Below are 17,363 nucleotides of genomic sequence, written 5' to 3' on the forward strand. Positions count from 1 at the left end.
CCAAGGGGAACCCCGCAGGGGCCTGTTGCGGCCAAAAGGCCGTTGCCCCCTGCCCGCCTGCCCCTTAGGCTGCACCTGATCCAACAGATGCTCTTTTGCGCAACACCGACAGGACCGTTATGATCTCTCGCCCGCTTGCCCTCGCCCTTGCCTTCCCCCTGTGTCTCGCCGCGCCTGCGCTGGCGCAGAACACGCAGGTGCTGAGCAAGCAGTACGACGACGGCGGTGTCTATGAAGGCACGTTCAAGGACGGGCTTCAGCACGGAACCGGCACCTACACGCTGCCGAACGGGTATGAATATGCGGGCCAGTGGGTCGATGGTGAAATCCGCGGCAAGGGTGTCGCACGTTTTCCCAACGGATCCGTCTACGAAGGGGATTTCGCAAAGGGCAAACCCGAGGGCATCGGCAAGATCACGATGTCGGACGGGTCGACCTATGAAGGGGAATGGCAGGCCGGTTCGATCATGGGCCAGGGCGTGGCGATCCACGCCAGTGGCGAGCGGTTCGAGGGCAGCTTTCGCAACGGCAAACGCCACGGCAAAGGCGTTCTGGTGACCCCGGACGGCTATGAATACAGGGGCGACTGGGTCGACGGTGCCGCCACCGGACAGGCCGTCATCAAGGACACGGAAGGCGCGGTTTACGAGGGCACCGTCGTCAACGGCGTCCGTCAGGGTCAGGGCACGCTCACCCATCCCGAGGGCTTCACGATGGAAGGCCAATGGGAAGCCGGGCAGCTGAACGGGCCGGGCAAGATCACTCAGGCCAACGGTGACGTCTACGAGGGCGATTTCGTCGATGGCCGCCGTGAGGGCACCGGCACTTCCACCACCGCCTCGGGCGATGTCTATGTCGGGGCCTATGTCGATGACCAGCGCCACGGGCAGGGCAAGTTTACCGGCGCGGATGGCTATACCTACGAGGGCCAGTGGGTCGAGGGCCGCGCCGAAGGCACAGGGACCGTCTCCTACCCGGACGGGTCCGTCCAGACCGGCGAATTCCGGGACAATCTGGCCGAGGGGACGGGCAAGATCACCTATCCCGACGGATCAACCTACGAAGGCGATTGGCATGCGGGGGTGATCGAAGGTCAGGGCCGCGCGACCTATCCCAACGGGATGGTCTACGAAGGCGGCTTCGTCAACGCACGCAACGAAGGTCAGGGAACGCTGACCTATCCCGATGGCCGCCTTTACGAGGGCGGGTGGAAGGACGGCTTGCGCCACGGCACCGGCACGGCCACCTATCCCGATGGCACGGTCTACACCGGTGAATTCCGCGATGGTCTGCGCCACGGGCAGGGCAAGATCACCATGGCCAATGGTTTCGTCTACGAAGGCGCATGGGAAGACGGCGACATCGAGGGCGAAGGCACCGCGACCTATGCCAACGGCGATGTCTATGTCGGCTCCTTCGTCGACGGCAAACGACAGGGTCAGGGCACCATGCGGTACGCTACCGGTGAAGAAGCATCAGGCGCATGGGAAGACGGCGCACTGACCGAACCGGCAGCTGCCGACGCGGAGGCGGATACCGACGCCGCCGGCGCAAACGACGGGTGACGATCCCGCACCGCTCCCCGCACTCCGAGCAGCGGATCTTTCCGCGCTTCGCCCGCAGCTTCCTCAAACACCTATCCGTCCCATTTGGAGACCCGACATGATAGCCGTCATTTTCGAAGTCGAACCCCAAGCAGAGCACCGCCAGAACTATCTGGATATGGCCGCCGAAATGCGACCGCTGGTGGAGCAGATCGACGGGTTTCTTTCTGTCGAGCGGTTCCAGAGCCTGACCAATCCCGACAAACTTCTTTCGGTGTCGTTCTTCCGCGACGAGGAGGCGCTGGACGAGTGGCGCAAGCTGACCAAACACCGTGGCGCCCAGCGCGCGGGGCGCGGCACATTCTTCCGCGACTATCACCTGCGCATCGCCCACGTCATCCGCGACTACGGGATGTTCGACCGCGCGGAGGCGCCGGAGGACAGCAAGGCACTGCACGGCTGAGACGCAGGCAGGATTGACAAAAGTTAACAAAGGAAGATTATCCGTAAACATATTAACCTTTTGTTAACGGATTAAGCCCTTGAAACACATATCCCTCGCTCTGATTCTTGCATGCCTGTCAGCTGCCGCTCCGCTACAGGCCGCCACAGCGGTCACCACCGTCACTGAAACCGGCGAAACCGCGCATTCCGGCGGCTGCCGAAAATCATCTCCTCCGGGCCAATGCTGCCACGGTGGATCGCAACCGGTGCACTGCCACTGATCCGGCGCCTTTTCTGGGCAAAAGCGGCAAAAAGCGCTAGGCATGGGGCACCCCTGTAGAAAGGATGCCCCATGTCCAAAATTTTCACCACCACACGCGAATTGCGCTTCGGCGATTGCGATATCTCCGGAACGGCGTATTTCCCCTCCTACCTCGATCTGCTCAACGGCGTGAACGAGGAGTTCTGGACCCACATCGGCTTTCCTTGGCACGAAATCATCTGGAAAGAACGCTGGGGCACGCCGACAGTCCACCTGAGCTGCGATTTCTCCGTGCCGTCGCTGTTCGGGCAGACGCTCACCTTTGATCTGCGGGTGGTCAAGGTCGGGCGGTCCTCGGTGACGCTGAAGCATGAGATCAGCTGTGCGGGCGAAAAGAGGTGGAATTCCACGCAGGTTCTGGCGGCCTCCGATCTGGACAAACACACATCGGTACCATGGCCGGACGCGGTCAAGGCGACGCTGGAGGGCTGGCTCGACCCCGACGCGGCATAACAACTTCTTCAGATGTTGGCGCTACCCCTTGCCGGAGGCATTGTAAGAGGAGCGACAGATGGCACGACCTCAACCGGCGCAGGACGGCACGGCACCCTATGATGCGATCCGGCCCACCGTGGCCGGTTTGCTCGACCAGCGTGCCTACAAACACGCGCTGACGTTGCTCCAGCGTACCTACCGGTCCATGCCGCCCGACACGCGACTGCTTGACGATATGGCCACCTGCTACTGGGAACTCGGCGATGCGCAGACGGCCTTGCAACTTGTCGAACTGGCCGCGACTGATGGCGGCGGGGACGCCGCGACATGGGGTCGGCTGGGGGCCATGGCGCTTTCCACGGGCGATCGCGAGCGTGCGCAATCCGCGTTCCGCCGCGCGCTCTCCCTCTCGCCGCGCGATGCGCGGGCGCTGGCAGCGCTCAATCGCGTCGCACCGCTTGCGCGCGACAGCCGTCAAATGGCCCATCTGCGCGATATCGCCAGATCGGCCAAAGCGACCCCCAACGATCGCGCCATCGCCAGCAATACGCTGGGCCTGATCGAACAGGCCGCAGGCAATACCAAGGCAGCCTTTCACCACTTTGCCCGCGCCAAGGCCCATAAACCCGGCCGCTACGACACCACCGCCGCCGACGAGTTCGTCGCCGAACAGCGCGAGCGCTATCATCCCGACCTGTTGCGCCTAACCGCGAAACCACTTCCGCACCGTTTCGTCTTTGTCGTCGGGATGCCGCGTTCGGGCACGACCCTCGTGGAAAGCATCCTGACCCGCCATCCGCAGGTCACGACCATCGGCGAAAGCATCGCCTTGCAAGACTGCATGCGCCTGTGCCGGCACCGCACCGGCCAGAAACGTGGCTGGGACTGGATGGACGCGATCACGCCCGAGCTTGCCAGCACTCTGGCCCAGACGTTTCTCGACCGCTGCGCGCAAAAACATGTCGGAGAGTTTCCGGAGGTGATCGTCGACAAGACACCACTCAACCTTTTCGAGGCAGGCTTTGCTCGTGCAATCCTGCCGGATGCGCGCTTCGTCTTCATGTCGCGTCATCCTCTTGATGTGGGGCTGTCGAATTTCACCACCAATTACGCCGCCCCCCATCCCTTTTCCAAGTCACTGGCCACGATCGGCCACATGACCCGCACGGTGTTCACCTCCGCCGGGGATTACCAGAGCAAGCTGGGGCAAGCGTTCCGCTGGCAGTCCTTCAGGGCTCTCGTGACCTCGCCAGAGACACAGATCCGCGCGATGCTCGACCATCTCGGCCTCGCGTGGGATGACAGGTGTCTTGCCCCGCAGGACAGGACCGGCGCGGTGAACACGGCATCGTTCCTTCAGGTACGCAGCGCCATCAACGACGACGGTCTGGGGAAATGGCACCGCTTCGAGGCCGAGCTTGCACCGCTGGTTCAGGCATTGGGCGGGCAGAAGTGGATCGAAGACTGGGCTGCAAAGGACACCGCCGCAGCGGGCTAGACGATCTTGCCCGCATCCAACCGGTCCAGCACTGCTTGCCCGTCCGCCAGCACGGTCTTGCGCCGGTCTTCGTCCATACGGTCCCAAGTGCTGTACATCTGGCCCATGCGCGGATTGTCAGAAAACCGCTCTCTGTGCCGGTCGAGGAAATGCCAGTAGAGCGTATTGAACGGACAGGCCCCCTCGCCGGTCTTCTTCGAGACGCTGTAATCGCAGCCCTTGCAGTAGTCGGACATCCGGTTGATGTACGACCCCGAGGAAACATAGGGCTTGGAAGCGATGACGCCGCCATCGGCGAACTGGCTCATCCCGACGACATTCGGCGCCTCGACCCATTCATAGGCATCCGCGTAGACTTCCAGATACCACTCGGCAACCTGCTGCGGATTGATCCCCGCAAGCAAGGCGAAGTTGCCGGTCACCATCAATCGCTGGATATGGTGGGCATAGGCATGTTCCTGCGTCTGCGACACGGCGGCCTTCATGCAGGCCATCTTGGTGTCCCCGCCCCAGTACATGTCGGGCAGGTCGCGCGTCTGGTCCAGCCGGTTGCGCGAGGCATAATCCGGCCCCTCCAGAAAATAGATACCCCGCACGTATTCGCGCCAGCCGATGATCTGCCGGATGAAACCCTCGACGGCATTGATCGGCGCATTCCCCTCGTCATAAGCCCGCTCTGCGGCTTTGCAGACTTCCAGCGGCCCCAGCAGGCCGAGGTTGATATAGGCGGACAGGATCGCGTGAAACATGAAGGGTTCGCCGCTCACCATGGCGTCCTGATAATCGCCGAATGTGGGCAGCGAATGCTCTACGAAATGGCCCAGCGCTTTCAGCGCCTCATCGCGTGTGGTCGCGAAAGTAAACGGGCGCAGCGTGCCGAAATGGTCGCCGAATTCTTCCTCGACCAGTGCAAGAACATCTGCGGTCACATTGTCGGGCTCGAAGGTCAGGGGGCCCTTGGGGTCGATGTCACCCGGTGCCGGCTTGCGGTTGTCATGGTCGAAATTCCACTGCCCGCCAGCGGGCTCCTCGCCCTCCATCAAAAGGCCCGTCCGCTTGCGCATTTCGCGGTAGAAATATTCCATCCGCAGCGCCTTGCGGCCCTCGGCCCAATCCTCGAAATCCTGATGCGAGGCCAGAAAGCGGTCGTCGTTGAGGATATGCGTCTTGATCGGCGCGTGGTTGAGCTTGTTGATGAGCCGCCACTCGCCCGGCTCGGTACTGATCACCCCTGCCGCATCGGTTTGCTCGGCGCGTCGCAACAGCTCTCCGACGATGGACCCCGCGTTGTCGGGATCGTCCAGCCGGGTATAGAGAACGCGCCAGCCGTCGTTCTCCAGTGTGGTGGCGAATTTGCGCATCGCGGCAAAGATCAGCGCGATCTTCTTGGGATGGTGCCGCACATAGGTCGCCTCTTCGCGCACCTCGGCCATCACCACAGTATCTTCGGATTTGTCCGCCTTCCTGAGCGCGCTCAAATCCCGCGACAGCTGGTCGCCCAGAACCAGGACCAGCCGGCTCACCAGACCACCCTCTTGCCCGCCCAGTCAAAGAAACCACCGGTGTCCTCGGCCGTCAGACCGTCGAGCACAGCCAGCATATTCTGCGCAGCCTCGTCGGGCGGTACCGACGGATGGCGGCCAAGGTACTTTTCGGTGAACGGCGTCGCGACCGTCCCGGGGTGAAGCGCGACGCAGATCGCCTCGGCGTGGGTGCGCGCAAGCTCGATCGCGGTGGTATGAACGATCTGGTTCGCGGCTGCCTTGGCGGCGCGGTAGCTGGTCCAGCCGCCAATCCGGTTGTCCCCGATCGACCCCACCCGCGCGGTCAGGACGGCCATCACTGATCGCCCCTCGCGCGGCAACAGGCGCTGCGCGTGCCGCAGGATCAGCGCAGGCCCGATGGCATTGACCGCGAACTGGTCGGCCATCGCCCGCGCGGTCACCGCCTTGATTGTCTTTTCCGGCTCCGCCCCGTCAATCTCCAGCGCGCCGGTGGTCACCAGTATTCCGTCGAAAGTGCGCTCCAATGCGCCCAGATGACGATCGACGGATGCCTCGTCGGTCACATCCAGCCCGTCCACCGACCGCGACAGCCCGGTCACCCGGGTGCCACGCGCCTCCAGCGCCTTCGACAGGGCCGAACCGATACCCCCCGACGCTCCAATCACCAAAATCTCTTTCATGCCTGCGCAGATAGATCGCACCCCGCCCGCTTCAACAGGCTTCGCCGTTTCTCCATTTTGCCCCTAAACTCATGTCTGCCTGCCTCTTGGGCAGGCAGACCATAAAAGACTCGTCTTTCCCCTTCCCATCCGCAAACCGCCCGTTATAAATGGCTGCATGTTGACCGCAGCACATATCCCCCCTTTCGCACGCGCCTGCGCGCGTCCGCTGCGCATCCGTCTGCTGCTAAGCCGCCTCTGAGCGTGCCGTCAGGCGCGACCGCTCAGAGGATCCGTGCCGCGCGCCAAAGACTTCAACAGCAGACAAACCGAAAGCCAGACCCATGACAGACAAACCACAGGACCGCGTCTTGATCTTCGACACCACGTTGCGCGATGGCGAACAGTCGCCCGGTGCAACCATGACCCACGGCGAAAAGCTGGAAATCGCCCAGCTTCTCGATGAAATGGGTGTCGACATCATCGAAGCGGGATTTCCGATCGCCTCCGAAGGCGATTTCGCTGCCGTTTCCGAAATCGCTCGCCAGTCGCAAAACGCCGTGATCTGCGGGCTTGCCCGCGCGCAACTGCCCGACATCGACCGCTGCTGGGAGGCTGTGAAACACGCGCGCCGTCCCCGCATCCACACCTTTATCGGCACCTCGCCGCTGCACCGCGCGATCCCGAACCTGACGCAGGATGAAATGGCCGAGCGTATCCACGAGACGGTCAGCCGCGCGCGCAACCTGTGCGACAACGTGCAATGGTCGCCCATGGACGCCACGCGCACGGAACTCGACTACCTCTACCGGGTCGTCGAAATCGCGATCAAGGCGGGGGCGACCACGATCAACATTCCCGATACCGTCGGCTACACCGCGCCGCGCGAAAGCGCCGACCTGATCGCCAAGCTGATCGAGAACGTGCCCGGCGCCGACGAAATCATCTTCGCCACCCATTGCCACAACGATCTGGGCATGGCGACGGCCAACAGCCTTGCCGCCGTCGAAGCGGGCGCGCGGCAGATCGAATGCACGATCAACGGCCTCGGTGAACGCGCCGGCAATACCGCGCTGGAAGAGGTCGTTATGGCCATGAAGGTGCGCAACGACATCATGCCCTTCCAGACCGGCGTCGACAGCACCAAGATCATGAACATCTCGCGCCGTGTGGCCACGGTGTCGGGCTTTGCCGTGCAGTACAACAAGGCCATCGTGGGCAAGAACGCCTTTGCCCATGAATCCGGCATCCACCAGGACGGCATGCTCAAGAATGCCGAAACCTTCGAGATCATGCGCCCCGAGGATGTCGGCCTGACGGAAACCAATATCGTCATGGGCAAGCATTCGGGCCGCGCCGCGCTGCGCTCGAAGCTGGAAAACCTCGGGTACGAACTGGGGGACAACCAGCTCAAGGATGTTTTCGTGCGGTTCAAGGAGCTCGCCGATCGCAAGAAGGAGATCTACGACGAGGATCTCATCGCGCTGATGCGCACCGCGACCGACCCCGAAGCGGACCGGATCAAGCTGAAGTCGATGCATGTAACCTGCGGCACCGACGGCCCGAACGAGGCGCGCATGACCCTGATCGTCGACGGGCAGGAACTCAGCACCGAACAGTCGGGCGACGGTCCCGTGGACGCATCGTTCAAATGCATCAAGGCGCTTGTCGAGCACAGCGCGCGGCTGCAACTCTATCAAGTTGCCGCCGTGACCGAAGGGACGGATGCACAGGCGACCGTATCGGTGCGCATGGAAGAAGAAGGGCGCATCGTGACCGGCCAATCGGCGGACACCGATACCGTGGTCGCCTCGGCCCGCGCCTATATTCACGCGCTGAACCGCCTGCTGGTGCGCCGCAAAAAGGGCGGCACCGACCAGCGCGAAGTCAGCTACAAGGTCGTCAGCTGAGTGCTTTCCACCCGGACAACAAAAGGCCCCGTGAACGATCACGGGGCCTTTTCATTTCCGGCGCTTTCCGGCGCTTTCTGGCGCCTGTCAAAAATCGGTGAGGCCGATGACAGATCCCGTCGCGCCGCTGAAGATATTCGCAACCGACCTGCGCTGTGAGGTCCGGCGGCCCAGTTCGTAGCTGACGCCGAATGTGGCCTGGTCTATCGTATCCGCACCATCGACATCGATCCGGCCCAGGGCCAGCTCGACATTCGCACCCGGCGTGAACTCGTACTGCGCACCGATATTGACCGCCTTACCGCCGAGACCATCAAGATCGAAGGCTCCGAGCGATGCAATCACCGCGAAGCCGTTGCCCAGCTCGTATTTCCCCGCGACCCCGAACAGATCCAGCCCGTCGCTCGAAAGCAGATCGGCCTGAACCGAATACTGGCTCAGATCATAATCGGCGTAGCCTGCAAACAATGTGTCGCCGTCGATTTGAACGATATCGAGCCCAACGGTGCCGCCCTCTGTCACGTCCCACGCGCCGAATACCGAATAGACGGTCTCGTCCAGCTCGGAAGCCTCCCCGATCGAAAGGCCCAGCGTATAGTTCAACACGCTGTACATCGCGTAGACAGAGGTAACGCCGGCATCGTCGCCCAGCAGATCGAATTCAGCGTGGTCAAGACCCAAGGTGATGCCGTTTGCCAGCGTATAGCCGACACCCAGCGTCGCGAAATCCAGATCGATCCCTTCGATGTCCACGCGTCCCAGTTCGCCCGAGAACGTCAGGTTCCCGGTGCGATATTCAGCCGCGCCACCGAAGGTTTTGACATCCGCCGAACCGGCGCTGCCGGCGTCAATATCGTGATACTTTGCAAATGCCGCACCATAGGTAAGTTCCGCAGCAGCGGCCGATGCAGACCCGCAGAGGATCGTTGTGAGAAGAATTTTGCGAAGCATGTCTGGACCTCAATAATTAACAGGTGCTGTTTAACAGCTTGCCCCGGTTATGACGGAGACACGCAAAAGTGGAATAGCTGCCGCGCAGCTATTCCACATCGCGCCAAAGCGTTGCCAGCACGCAACAAGCCGCGCGCCCCACCCGCCGGCGACTAGCGGTACGGGTTCTTCGCCTCGCGGTCATCAGACAGCGACCGCTGCGAGCGTTCAACGATCATCACGCTGGCATCGGCGAGATGTTCGCGCATGATTGCCTTGTCGCCGCGTGCGACGCGCAGCTTGTGCGCCTCCAGCATGACTTCCGCGTGGCTGCTGCCGCGCGGCGGGATGAAGGTGTAGCAGGCCAGTTCGATCAACAGCCCCAGCGGGTCCTTGAAATAGATCGAATGCATGAAGCCGCGGTCCTTGACACCCGAGTTGCCGACGCCGCGGCTTTCCAGCCGCTCCAGCACCTGATCGAACATCGCGCGGTCCACCTCGAACGCGATGTGATGCACACAGCCCGGATCCATCGGCGTGCGGTCATAGACCGGTTTGCGTGCCTCGTTGGTAAAGATCGTGATCAGCCGCCCGTCACCGGGATCGAAATACAGATGCCCCTCGTCGGGATCGTCGAGGTTGGGCTGATCGAACAGAAACGGCATCCCCAGCGTTCCTTCCCAGAAGTCGATACTGGATTGCCGGTCGGCCCCTGTAAGAGTGATGTGATGCACACCGAGTGTCTGGATTTTCTTCATCGTCCCGCCTTTTGTTGATCGCTAATTCCAAGTCTCTGTCCTAGAGTATAGTTCGGTAGCGATAAGATGCCGAGCCTTGACCTCACCCCCCTTTAACCCATGTCTGCATCCCCCTATAAGACGCGCAGCCTGCGCCCTTTCGGGAGTCGCGGGCCAAAGTGTTTTAACGCTCTCACGAGCCATTCAGGATGCAACCGGCTATGTCGATCTTTGGAAATATCCGCGGTCTCTTTTCTTCCGACATTGCAATCGATCTGGGCACAGCTAACACGCTGGTTTACGTGAAAGGCCGCGGTATCATCCTGAGCGAGCCTTCCGTGGTTGCCTACCACGTCAAGGACGGCGTGAAGAAGGTGCTGGCCGTTGGCGAAGACGCCAAGCTGATGCTGGGCCGGACCCCCGGCAGCATCGAGGCGATCCGCCCGATGCGCGAAGGGGTGATCGCCGACTTCGACACGGCCGAAGAAATGATCAAGCACTTCATCCGCAAGGTGCACAAACGGTCGACCTTTTCCAAACCCAAGATCATCGTCTGCGTGCCGCACGGGGCGACCCCGGTGGAAAAACGCGCGATCCGCGAGTCGGTCCTGCGCGCGGGCGCGCGCCGCGCCGGTCTGATCGCCGAACCGATTGCCGCGGCAATCGGTGCAGGCATGCCGATCACCGATCCGACGGGCAACATGGTCGTCGACATCGGCGGCGGGACCACCGAAGTCGCGGTGCTGAGCCTTGGCGATATCGTCTATGCCCGGTCGGTGCGCGTCGGCGGGGACCGGATGGACGAGGCGATCGTCAGCTACCTGCGCCGCCAGCAGAACCTTCTGGTCGGCGAAACGACAGCCGAGCGGATCAAGACATCCATCGGCACCGCGCGGATGCCCGACGACGGGCGCGGCACCTCGATGCAGATCCGCGGGCGCGACCTGCTGAACGGCGTTCCAAAGGAAATCGAAGTGACGCAGGCGCAGATTGCCGAGGCACTGGCCGAACCCGTGCAACAGATCTGCGAAGCGGTGATGACCGCGCTGGAAACCACGCCCCCCGATCTTGCCGCGGATATCGTCGACCGTGGCGTGATGCTGACGGGCGGCGGGGCGCTTCTGGGGGATCTGGACCTCGCCTTGCGCGAACAGACCGGCCTTGCGGTATCCATCGCGGACGAATCCCTCAATTGCGTGGCTCTCGGCACCGGCAAGGCGCTTGAGTACGAGAAGCAGTTGCGCCACGCTATCGACTACGACAGCTGATACCAGACGCGCCGCCGGTCCCGACCGTCTCTGGACCGGTGGCAGGTCGCGAAAACGATCCCGGGCCAGCCCCGGCGGCACGCGGCATTCGGAGACGACGTAGAGCACAATGGCCAGAGACCGCTCGAACGCTCAGGACTACTCGGGACCGCTCAGGCGGTTGCTTCTGGCTGTTCTGGTTCTGCTGCTGGCGGGCATTTTCATCCTGTGGCGCATCGACAGCCCCCGCGTGGAGCGGTTCCGCGCCCAGATCACCGACCAGCTGATGCCCAACCTCGACTGGGCAATGGTGCCGGTGACCGGCACCGTCAACCTGCTGCGCGATTTCCAGAGCTACCAGCGGCTGGCCGAGCAAAACCAGGAACTGCGGTCGGAATTGCGCCGTATGCAGACGTGGAAAGAGGCCGCCCTGCAACTCGAGCAGGAGAACGCCCGCCTGCTCGACCTCAACAAGGTACGGCTGGATCCGCGACTGACCAAGATCACCGGCGTCGTCATGGCCGACAGCGGATCGCCCTACCGGCAGTCCGTGCTGCTGAACGTCGGCGCGCGCGACGGGATCGTCGAAGGCTGGGCCACGATGGACGGGATCGGTCTGGTCGGGCGCATATCCGGTGTGGGCGAAAATACCTCCCGCGTGATCCTTCTGACGGACGCGTCGAGCCGCATTCCGGCGGTGATCCAGCCGTCGGGCCAGCGCGCCATCGTCGCGGGCGATAACACCGGCGCACCGCCGATCGATTTTTTGGAAAACCCCGATCTGGTTCGCCCCGGCGACCGCATCATCAGTTCAGGCGATGGGGGTGTCTTTCCCGCGGATCTGCTGATCGGTCAGGTCGCCGCCGATCCGGGGGGGCGCCTGCGCGTCCGCCTTGCCGCCGATTTCGAGCGTCTGGAGTTTCTCAAGGTGCTGCGCCACCACGGCACCGACCGTGTGTCTGACACGCCTTCCATTATCACGGACAATCTGGACACCGCGCAAACCGCCACCGGCGACACCCCCCCGACCGAGACGGAGTGAAGATGGACGAGATGTCCCCCTTCCGTCTGTGGTTCATGCGTGCGGCATTCGTGGCCCTCGCGCTGGTGCTGATGTTTTTCTACCTTTTGCCGATCGATACGCAGCCCGTCGGTCTGTTCGCGCCCGAACTGTCGCCACCGCTGGCCCAGATCGATCCCGCCGAGGCGCGGCTGCGGGCGCTGCTCGATCAGGGCAAGACCCGGATATTCGTGGCCCCCGACCTGCTGATCTGTTTCGCCTTCGCATGGTCGCTGCGGCGGCCCGAATATGTGCCTGCCGTGTCGCTTGCGCTGGTGTTCCTCCTGGCCGATCTGCTGTTGCAGCGGCCGCCGGGTCTGTGGGCGCTGATGGCGCTGCTGGCCTGCGAGAACCTGAAATCGCGCGGGCGCGCTTTGCGCGACGGTACATTTGGCGCCGAATGGCTGGCTGTCGCACTCCTGCTCGCGATGCTTTTGATCGCCAACCGGATCGTGTTAATCTTCCTTCTGGTGACCCCGCCGCCGCTGGGCCTGAACCTGATCGAATTCGGCGTGACCGTGGCAATCTATCCCCTTGTGGTTGCCGTCACCCATTGGTTGATGGGCGTGCGCAAATCCGCGCCCGGCGAACTCGACGCGCTGGGACAGCGGGCATGACGAAGGATTTTCCGCGATGAAACGCAGCAGAGCCGAAAAGGAAGCGACCCACGCCAAGCTCAGCCGCCGCGCCGCGCTGCTGGGCGGGGCGCAGCTGCTGTTCATGGGCGGGCTCGCCGCGCGGATGCGGTATCTTCAAGTTGATCAGGCCGACCAATTCCGTCTTCTGGCGGAAGAAAACCGCATCAACATTCGCCTGATCCCGCCGAAACGCGGAGAGATTTTCGACCGCAACGGTGTTCAGCTGGCGCAGAACGTCCCGAGCTATCGCATCGTCATCGTGCGCGAGGATGCAGGCGACGTGGAAGCCGTGCTCGACCGGGTGGCACAGCTGATCGACCTGACCGACGAGCAGCGCAACAGCGCGCTGGCCGAGTTGAACCGCTCGGCGCCGTTTCTGCCCGTCACCATCGCCGAGGACGTAAGCTGGGAGGCGGTCAGCGCCATTTCGGTCAACGCGCCCGCCCTGCCCGGGGTATCACCCGAAGTCGGATCGACCCGCGTCTATCCCCGTGGATCGGACCTTGCCCATGTGGTCGGCCGTGTCGGGCGCGTCAGCCAGAAGGATCTGGACGCACTGGAAGATCCTGACGCGGTGCTGCGCATTCCCCGCTTCCAGATCGGCAAAATCAACGTGGAGGCGCGCGAGGAAAGCCTGCTGCGCGGCAGCGCGGGCACCAAGCAGGTAGAGGTCAACGCCACGGGCCGCGTCATGCGCGAGTTGGAACGGCGCGAAGGACAGTCCGGTGCCGACCTGCAATTGACCATCGACGCAAAGCTTCAGAACTACGTTCAGGCGCGTTTGCAGGGCGAAAGCGCGGCAGTCGTTATCATAGATTGCGAGAAGGGCGATATCGTCGCCAATGCCTCTGCACCGTCCTACGATCCCAACCTGTTCATCGGTGGCATCTCGTCAAAGGATTACGACCCGCTTCTGAACTCGAAATACCGTCCGCTGGTCAACAAGACCGTGCAGGGCGCCTACCCGCCCGGATCGACCTTCAAGATGATGACCGCCATGGCCGCCATCGAGGAAGGCATCATCGGCCCCGACGAGACGGTCTATTGCCCCGGCCATCTGGAGATCGGTGGCCGTCGGTTCCATTGCTGGAAACGCGCCGGTCACGGCTGGGTCGATCTCGAAACATCGCTCAAAAGGTCCTGCGATGTGTATTACTACGATCTCGCCCTGAAGGTCGGCATCGAAAAGATCTCGGCGATGGCGAACCGCTTCGGCCTTGGCATCAAGCACGAAATCTCGCTCAGCTCGGTCAATTCGGGCCTGACCCCTACAAAGGACTGGAAGCTGCGCCAGCGCGGCGAGCCATGGGTGATCGGCGATACTGTGAACGCGTCGATCGGGCAGGGTTTCATGCTGGCGTCGCCCATGCAGTTGGCCGTGATGGCCGCGCGCATCGCCACGGGGCGCGAGATTGCTCCGCGTCTCGTCAAATCCGTCAACGGTGTTGAACAGCCGGTGCGCGGGGGTGGACCGCTGAACATGAACGAAAACAATCTGCGCCGGATGCGCCGCGCGATGTATGCCGTGGTCAACGACCGGCGCGGCACGGCGTACCGCAGCCGCATCATCGCCGAAGGCATGCGGATGGCGGGCAAGACAGGAACCAGCCAGGTCCGCTCGGCCGTGGTGAACAACAACGAGGTGCCATGGGAACAGCGCGACCACGCGCTCTTTGTCGCCTTCGCCCCCTTCGAAGCGCCGCGCTATGCCTGCGCGGTGCTGGTTGAACACGGCGGCGGCGGATCGACCGCCGCGGCCCCCATTGCACGCGACGCCATGTTGCAGGCGCTCTACGACGGCGAGCCGCCGCTCGATGCCTATCCGACAGCCGACCGCGAAAGCATCGGCGCCCAGCAGGAGCGGCTTCGCGATGTCCAGCCGCAGGCGCGGATCAACAAGGGCAAGGATCAGGCATGAGCTATCTGGAGCATACGGTAAAATCCGTTCCCAGCGGATTTCGGAAGATCCTGTACCTGAACTGGCCGGTGATCCTGCTGCTCTGTGCCGTATCGGGAACCGGTTTTCTGATGCTTTATTCGGTGGCCGGCGGCACCTTCGATCCTTGGGCCGCGCCACAGATGAAGCGTTTCGGTCTGGGGGTCGCGCTGATGATCGCTGTGGGGCTGGTGCCGATCTGGATGTGGCGCAACCTTGCCGGTGTCGCCTACGGCGTCTCGATCATGCTGTTGATCGCCGTGGAGTTCTTTGGCTCGGTCGGGATGGGTGCGCAGCGCTGGATCGATCTGGGGTTCATGCGTCTGCAACCGTCCGAGCTGACCAAGATCACGCTGGTGATGTTTCTGGCCGCCTACTACGACTGGCTGCCGGCGCGGAAAACATCGCGTCCGCTGTGGGTGCTTTTGCCGGTTTTCATCATCCTTCTGCCGACGGCGCTGGTGCTCAAGCAACCCGACCTCGGGACAGCGATCCTTCTGCTGACGGCTGGCGGCGGCCTGATGTTTCTGGCGGGCGTTCACTGGGCCTATTTCGCGACTGTCGTGGCCGCCGCTGCGGGGCTGATAGCTGCGGTGTTCCAGTCGCGCGGCACCCCGTGGCAGATGATCAAGGACTATCAGTTCCGCCGCATCGACACCTTTCTTGACCCCAGCTCGGACCCTCTGGGCGCGGGCTATCACATCACGCAGTCGAAAATCGCACTGGGGTCCGGAGGATGGACCGGGCGCGGCTTCATGCAAGGCACCCAGTCGCGACTGAATTTCCTTCCCGAGAAACACACCGATTTCATCTTCACCACCCTTGCCGAGGAATTCGGCTTTATCGGTGGCGTGTCGTTGCTGCTGCTCTACGCGCTGATCATCATCTTCTGCGTGGTGTCGGCGATCATGAACAAGGACAGGTTTTCCTCGTTGCTGATCCTCGGGATCGCGCTCAACTTCTTTCTGTTCTTCGCGGTTAACATGTCGATGGTCATGGGCCTTGCGCCCGTCGTCGGTGTGCCGCTGCCGCTGGTCAGCTACGGCGGATCGGCGATGCTTGTTCTTCTGCTGGCCTTCGGGCTGGTTCAATCCGCGCATGTTCACAGGCCAAGGTAATCCCCCCTATGTCGATCTTTCATTTCGCTTTCAACGTGTCCGATCTGGACAAGACGCGTGACTTTTACGGCGGCCTTCTGGGCTGTTCGGAAGGGCGCAGCTCCGACACATGGGTCGATTTCGATTTTTTCGGCCACCAGCTGTCGTGCCATCTGGGCCCGGTGATGAAGGTCGAGAATACGGGCCGTGTCGGCGAACACATGGTGCCGATGCCCCATTTCGGTGTGGTGCTGGAATACGACGACTGGCGCGCGCTGGCCGACCGTCTGACCGCCGAGGGCGTGGATTTCGTGCTGGCGCCGCAGACCCGCTTCAAGGGAGAACCGGGCGAGCAATCGACCATGTTCTTTTACGATCCCTCGGGCAACCCGATCGAGATCAAGGGCCTGAAATCCATGGCCGGAGCTTTTGCCACATGATCAACGTTCTTTTTGCCGCCCGTTCCGAACGCTGGGACATCTACGAACAGCCCCTGCGCCGTGCCCTGAAGGCTGCCGGTATCGACGCGCAGCTGTCGCAGGATATCCCGCCCGAAGAGGTGGATTACATCATCTACGCGCCGAACAGCGATTTGCAGGATTTCGGGCCCTACACCCGCGCAAAGGCGGTTCTGAACCTCTGGGCCGGTGTGGAAAAGATCGTCGGCAACGACACGTTGAAGATCCCGCTGGCCCGGATGGTCGACCCGGGCCTGACCAAGGGCATGGTCGAATGGGTCACCGGCCATACGATGCGTTATCATCTCGGCATGGACAGCCATATCGTCAATCCGGACAACGAATGGGATCACAGATCGCCACCTCTCGCGCAGGAGCGCGGTGTGCTGATGCTGGGGATGGGTGCGCTCGGCACCGCCTGTGCAGAAGTGCTCGCCGGTCTGGGTTTTCGCGTGACCGGCTGGTCGCGCAGCCCGAAATCGGTGAACGGTGTGACCTGCCTGCACGGTGCAGACCAGCTTGAGGATGCGCTGGGGCGCGGCGAGATCGTGATCACTCTCCTGCCCGACACCCCGGCGACCGAAAACACGCTGAACGCCGAAACACTGGCGCAATTGCCGAAGGGGGCGTTCATCATCAATCCGGGGCGCGGGCCATTGATCGACGACGATGCCCTGCTGGCCGCCCTCGATTCAGGCCAGATCGCCCATGCGACGCTGGATGTTTTCCGGGTAGAGCCGCTGCCGCAGGATCACCCGTTCTGGCGGCATCCGAAGGTCACTGTGACACCGCATATCGCCGCAGACACCCGCGCGAGCACCGCATCCGAGGTCATTGTGGAAAACATTCGCCGCGGCGAGGCGGGTGAGCCGTTCATCAATCTGGTGGACCGTGAACTGGGCTATTGATCCCGCCCCGCGCGGAGCCGGTGCGTGCGGCCAGC

Annotated in this window: 16 protein-coding genes; 12 read left to right on the forward strand and 4 right to left on the reverse strand. The window is 62.6% G+C overall.

Going from position 1 to position 17,363, the window contains the following annotated elements; genetic code table 11:
- Positions 1-119 precede the first annotated feature (119 nt).
- From ABMC89_RS16930 to ABMC89_RS16945, 4 genes are all read left to right on the forward strand, one after another.
- Positions 120-1,565, forward strand: coding sequence for an MORN repeat-containing protein (locus ABMC89_RS16930; RefSeq protein ID WP_349570016.1), 1,446 nt, complete (start codon positions 120-122; stop codon positions 1,563-1,565).
- A gap of 97 nt (positions 1,566-1,662) precedes the next feature.
- The gene (locus ABMC89_RS16935) at positions 1,663-2,007 is read left to right on the forward strand and encodes an antibiotic biosynthesis monooxygenase family protein (protein WP_349570018.1); all 345 of its coding nucleotides are present in this window, start codon (positions 1,663-1,665) and stop codon (positions 2,005-2,007) included.
- Between the two features lie 333 nt (positions 2,008-2,340).
- A complete protein-coding gene (locus tag ABMC89_RS16940; RefSeq protein WP_349570020.1) occupies positions 2,341-2,763 on the forward strand; it encodes an acyl-CoA thioesterase in 423 nt (140 codons plus the stop codon).
- A gap of 58 nt (positions 2,764-2,821) precedes the next feature.
- Positions 2,822-4,243, forward strand: coding sequence for a tetratricopeptide repeat-containing sulfotransferase family protein (locus ABMC89_RS16945; RefSeq protein ID WP_349570022.1), 1,422 nt, complete (start codon positions 2,822-2,824; stop codon positions 4,241-4,243).
- On the opposite strand, the gene ABMC89_RS16950 is transcribed toward ABMC89_RS16945, so the two are convergent.
- Together ABMC89_RS16950 and ABMC89_RS16955 are read right to left on the reverse strand one after the other, a co-directional pair.
- Positions 4,240-5,766 carry a cryptochrome/photolyase family protein gene (locus tag ABMC89_RS16950; RefSeq protein WP_349570024.1) on the reverse strand — a complete coding sequence of 509 codons (1,527 nt, stop codon included), beginning with the start codon at positions 5,764-5,766 and terminating at the stop codon, positions 4,240-4,242. The two genes, ABMC89_RS16945 and ABMC89_RS16950, sit on opposite strands and share 4 nt — an antisense overlap.
- A complete protein-coding gene (locus ABMC89_RS16955) occupies positions 5,763-6,428 on the reverse strand; it encodes an SDR family NAD(P)-dependent oxidoreductase (protein WP_349570026.1) in 666 nt (221 codons plus the stop codon). Before ABMC89_RS16955 ends, ABMC89_RS16950 begins: the two co-directional genes overlap by 4 nt.
- 323 nt (positions 6,429-6,751) lie before the next feature.
- Here ABMC89_RS16955 and ABMC89_RS16960 point away from each other — a divergent pair, with 323 nt between their 5' ends.
- Entirely contained in the window at positions 6,752-8,317 is a 1,566-nt protein-coding gene (locus tag ABMC89_RS16960; protein WP_349570028.1) for a 2-isopropylmalate synthase, read from the forward strand.
- Positions 8,318-8,404: 87 nt separating this feature from the next.
- On the opposite strand, the gene ABMC89_RS16965 is transcribed toward ABMC89_RS16960, so the two are convergent.
- Positions 8,405-9,268 (reverse strand): porin, encoded by an 864-nt coding sequence (locus ABMC89_RS16965; RefSeq protein WP_349570030.1) that lies wholly within the window; start codon positions 9,266-9,268, stop codon positions 8,405-8,407.
- Positions 9,269-9,420: 152 nt separating this feature from the next.
- The gene (locus ABMC89_RS16970; protein WP_349570032.1) at positions 9,421-10,005 is read right to left on the reverse strand and encodes a VOC family protein; all 585 of its coding nucleotides are present in this window, start codon (positions 10,003-10,005) and stop codon (positions 9,421-9,423) included.
- A 200-nt stretch (positions 10,006-10,205) separates the two neighbouring features.
- Here ABMC89_RS16970 and ABMC89_RS16975 point away from each other — a divergent pair, with 200 nt between their 5' ends.
- The 7 genes from ABMC89_RS16975 (at position 10,206) to ABMC89_RS17005 (ending at position 17,328) form a co-directional block, all read left to right on the forward strand.
- Complete coding sequence (locus ABMC89_RS16975; RefSeq protein WP_349570034.1) at positions 10,206-11,252, forward strand: rod shape-determining protein; 1,047 nt, start codon at positions 10,206-10,208, stop codon at positions 11,250-11,252.
- A 109-nt stretch (positions 11,253-11,361) separates the two neighbouring features.
- Positions 11,362-12,273: a rod shape-determining protein MreC gene (gene mreC, locus ABMC89_RS16980; RefSeq protein WP_349570036.1), complete on the forward strand. Its 912-nt coding sequence runs from the start codon at positions 11,362-11,364 to the stop codon at positions 12,271-12,273.
- Positions 12,274-12,275: 2 nt separating this feature from the next.
- On the forward strand, positions 12,276-12,908 hold the full coding sequence (locus ABMC89_RS16985) for a rod shape-determining protein MreD (protein WP_349570038.1): 633 nt from the start codon (positions 12,276-12,278) through the stop codon (positions 12,906-12,908).
- A 16-nt stretch (positions 12,909-12,924) separates the two neighbouring features.
- Positions 12,925-14,847 (forward strand): penicillin-binding protein 2, encoded by a 1,923-nt coding sequence (mrdA, locus tag ABMC89_RS16990; RefSeq protein WP_349570041.1) that lies wholly within the window; start codon positions 12,925-12,927, stop codon positions 14,845-14,847.
- The gene (rodA, locus tag ABMC89_RS16995) at positions 14,844-15,983 is read left to right on the forward strand and encodes a rod shape-determining protein RodA (protein ID WP_349570043.1); all 1,140 of its coding nucleotides are present in this window, start codon (positions 14,844-14,846) and stop codon (positions 15,981-15,983) included. Before mrdA ends, rodA begins: the two co-directional genes overlap by 4 nt.
- A gap of 8 nt (positions 15,984-15,991) precedes the next feature.
- Positions 15,992-16,402 (forward strand): VOC family protein, encoded by a 411-nt coding sequence (locus tag ABMC89_RS17000; protein ID WP_349570045.1) that lies wholly within the window; start codon positions 15,992-15,994, stop codon positions 16,400-16,402.
- On the forward strand, positions 16,399-17,328 hold the full coding sequence (locus tag ABMC89_RS17005) for a 2-hydroxyacid dehydrogenase (RefSeq protein WP_349570047.1): 930 nt from the start codon (positions 16,399-16,401) through the stop codon (positions 17,326-17,328). Before ABMC89_RS17000 ends, ABMC89_RS17005 begins: the two co-directional genes overlap by 4 nt.
- The last annotated feature ends 35 nt before the right edge of the window (positions 17,329-17,363 follow it).

This window comes from Sulfitobacter sp. HNIBRBA3233 (genome assembly GCF_040149665.1).
In the GTDB taxonomy this organism is placed as follows: domain Bacteria; phylum Pseudomonadota; class Alphaproteobacteria; order Rhodobacterales; family Rhodobacteraceae; genus Sulfitobacter; species Sulfitobacter marinivivus.

Coding starts and splice junctions, on each gene's coding strand:
- ABMC89_RS16930 (WP_349570016.1), top strand. CDS start 120: ATGATCTCTCGCCCGCTTGCCCTCGCCCTTGCCTTCCCCCTGTGTCTC.
- ABMC89_RS16935 (WP_349570018.1), top strand. CDS start 1,663: ATGATAGCCGTCATTTTCGAAGTCGAACCCCAAGCAGAGCACCGCCAG.
- ABMC89_RS16940 (WP_349570020.1), top strand. CDS start 2,341: ATGTCCAAAATTTTCACCACCACACGCGAATTGCGCTTCGGCGATTGC.
- ABMC89_RS16945 (WP_349570022.1), top strand. CDS start 2,822: ATGGCACGACCTCAACCGGCGCAGGACGGCACGGCACCCTATGATGCG.
- ABMC89_RS16955 (WP_349570026.1), bottom strand. CDS start 6,428: ATGAAAGAGATTTTGGTGATTGGAGCGTCGGGGGGTATCGGTTCGGCC.
- ABMC89_RS16960 (WP_349570028.1), top strand. CDS start 6,752: ATGACAGACAAACCACAGGACCGCGTCTTGATCTTCGACACCACGTTG.
- ABMC89_RS16965 (WP_349570030.1), bottom strand. CDS start 9,268: ATGCTTCGCAAAATTCTTCTCACAACGATCCTCTGCGGGTCTGCATCG.
- ABMC89_RS16970 (WP_349570032.1), bottom strand. CDS start 10,005: ATGAAGAAAATCCAGACACTCGGTGTGCATCACATCACTCTTACAGGG.
- ABMC89_RS16975 (WP_349570034.1), top strand. CDS start 10,206: ATGTCGATCTTTGGAAATATCCGCGGTCTCTTTTCTTCCGACATTGCA.
- mreC (WP_349570036.1), top strand. CDS start 11,362: ATGGCCAGAGACCGCTCGAACGCTCAGGACTACTCGGGACCGCTCAGG.
- ABMC89_RS16985 (WP_349570038.1), top strand. CDS start 12,276: ATGGACGAGATGTCCCCCTTCCGTCTGTGGTTCATGCGTGCGGCATTC.
- mrdA (WP_349570041.1), top strand. CDS start 12,925: ATGAAACGCAGCAGAGCCGAAAAGGAAGCGACCCACGCCAAGCTCAGC.
- rodA (WP_349570043.1), top strand. CDS start 14,844: ATGAGCTATCTGGAGCATACGGTAAAATCCGTTCCCAGCGGATTTCGG.
- ABMC89_RS17000 (WP_349570045.1), top strand. CDS start 15,992: ATGTCGATCTTTCATTTCGCTTTCAACGTGTCCGATCTGGACAAGACG.
- ABMC89_RS17005 (WP_349570047.1), top strand. CDS start 16,399: ATGATCAACGTTCTTTTTGCCGCCCGTTCCGAACGCTGGGACATCTAC.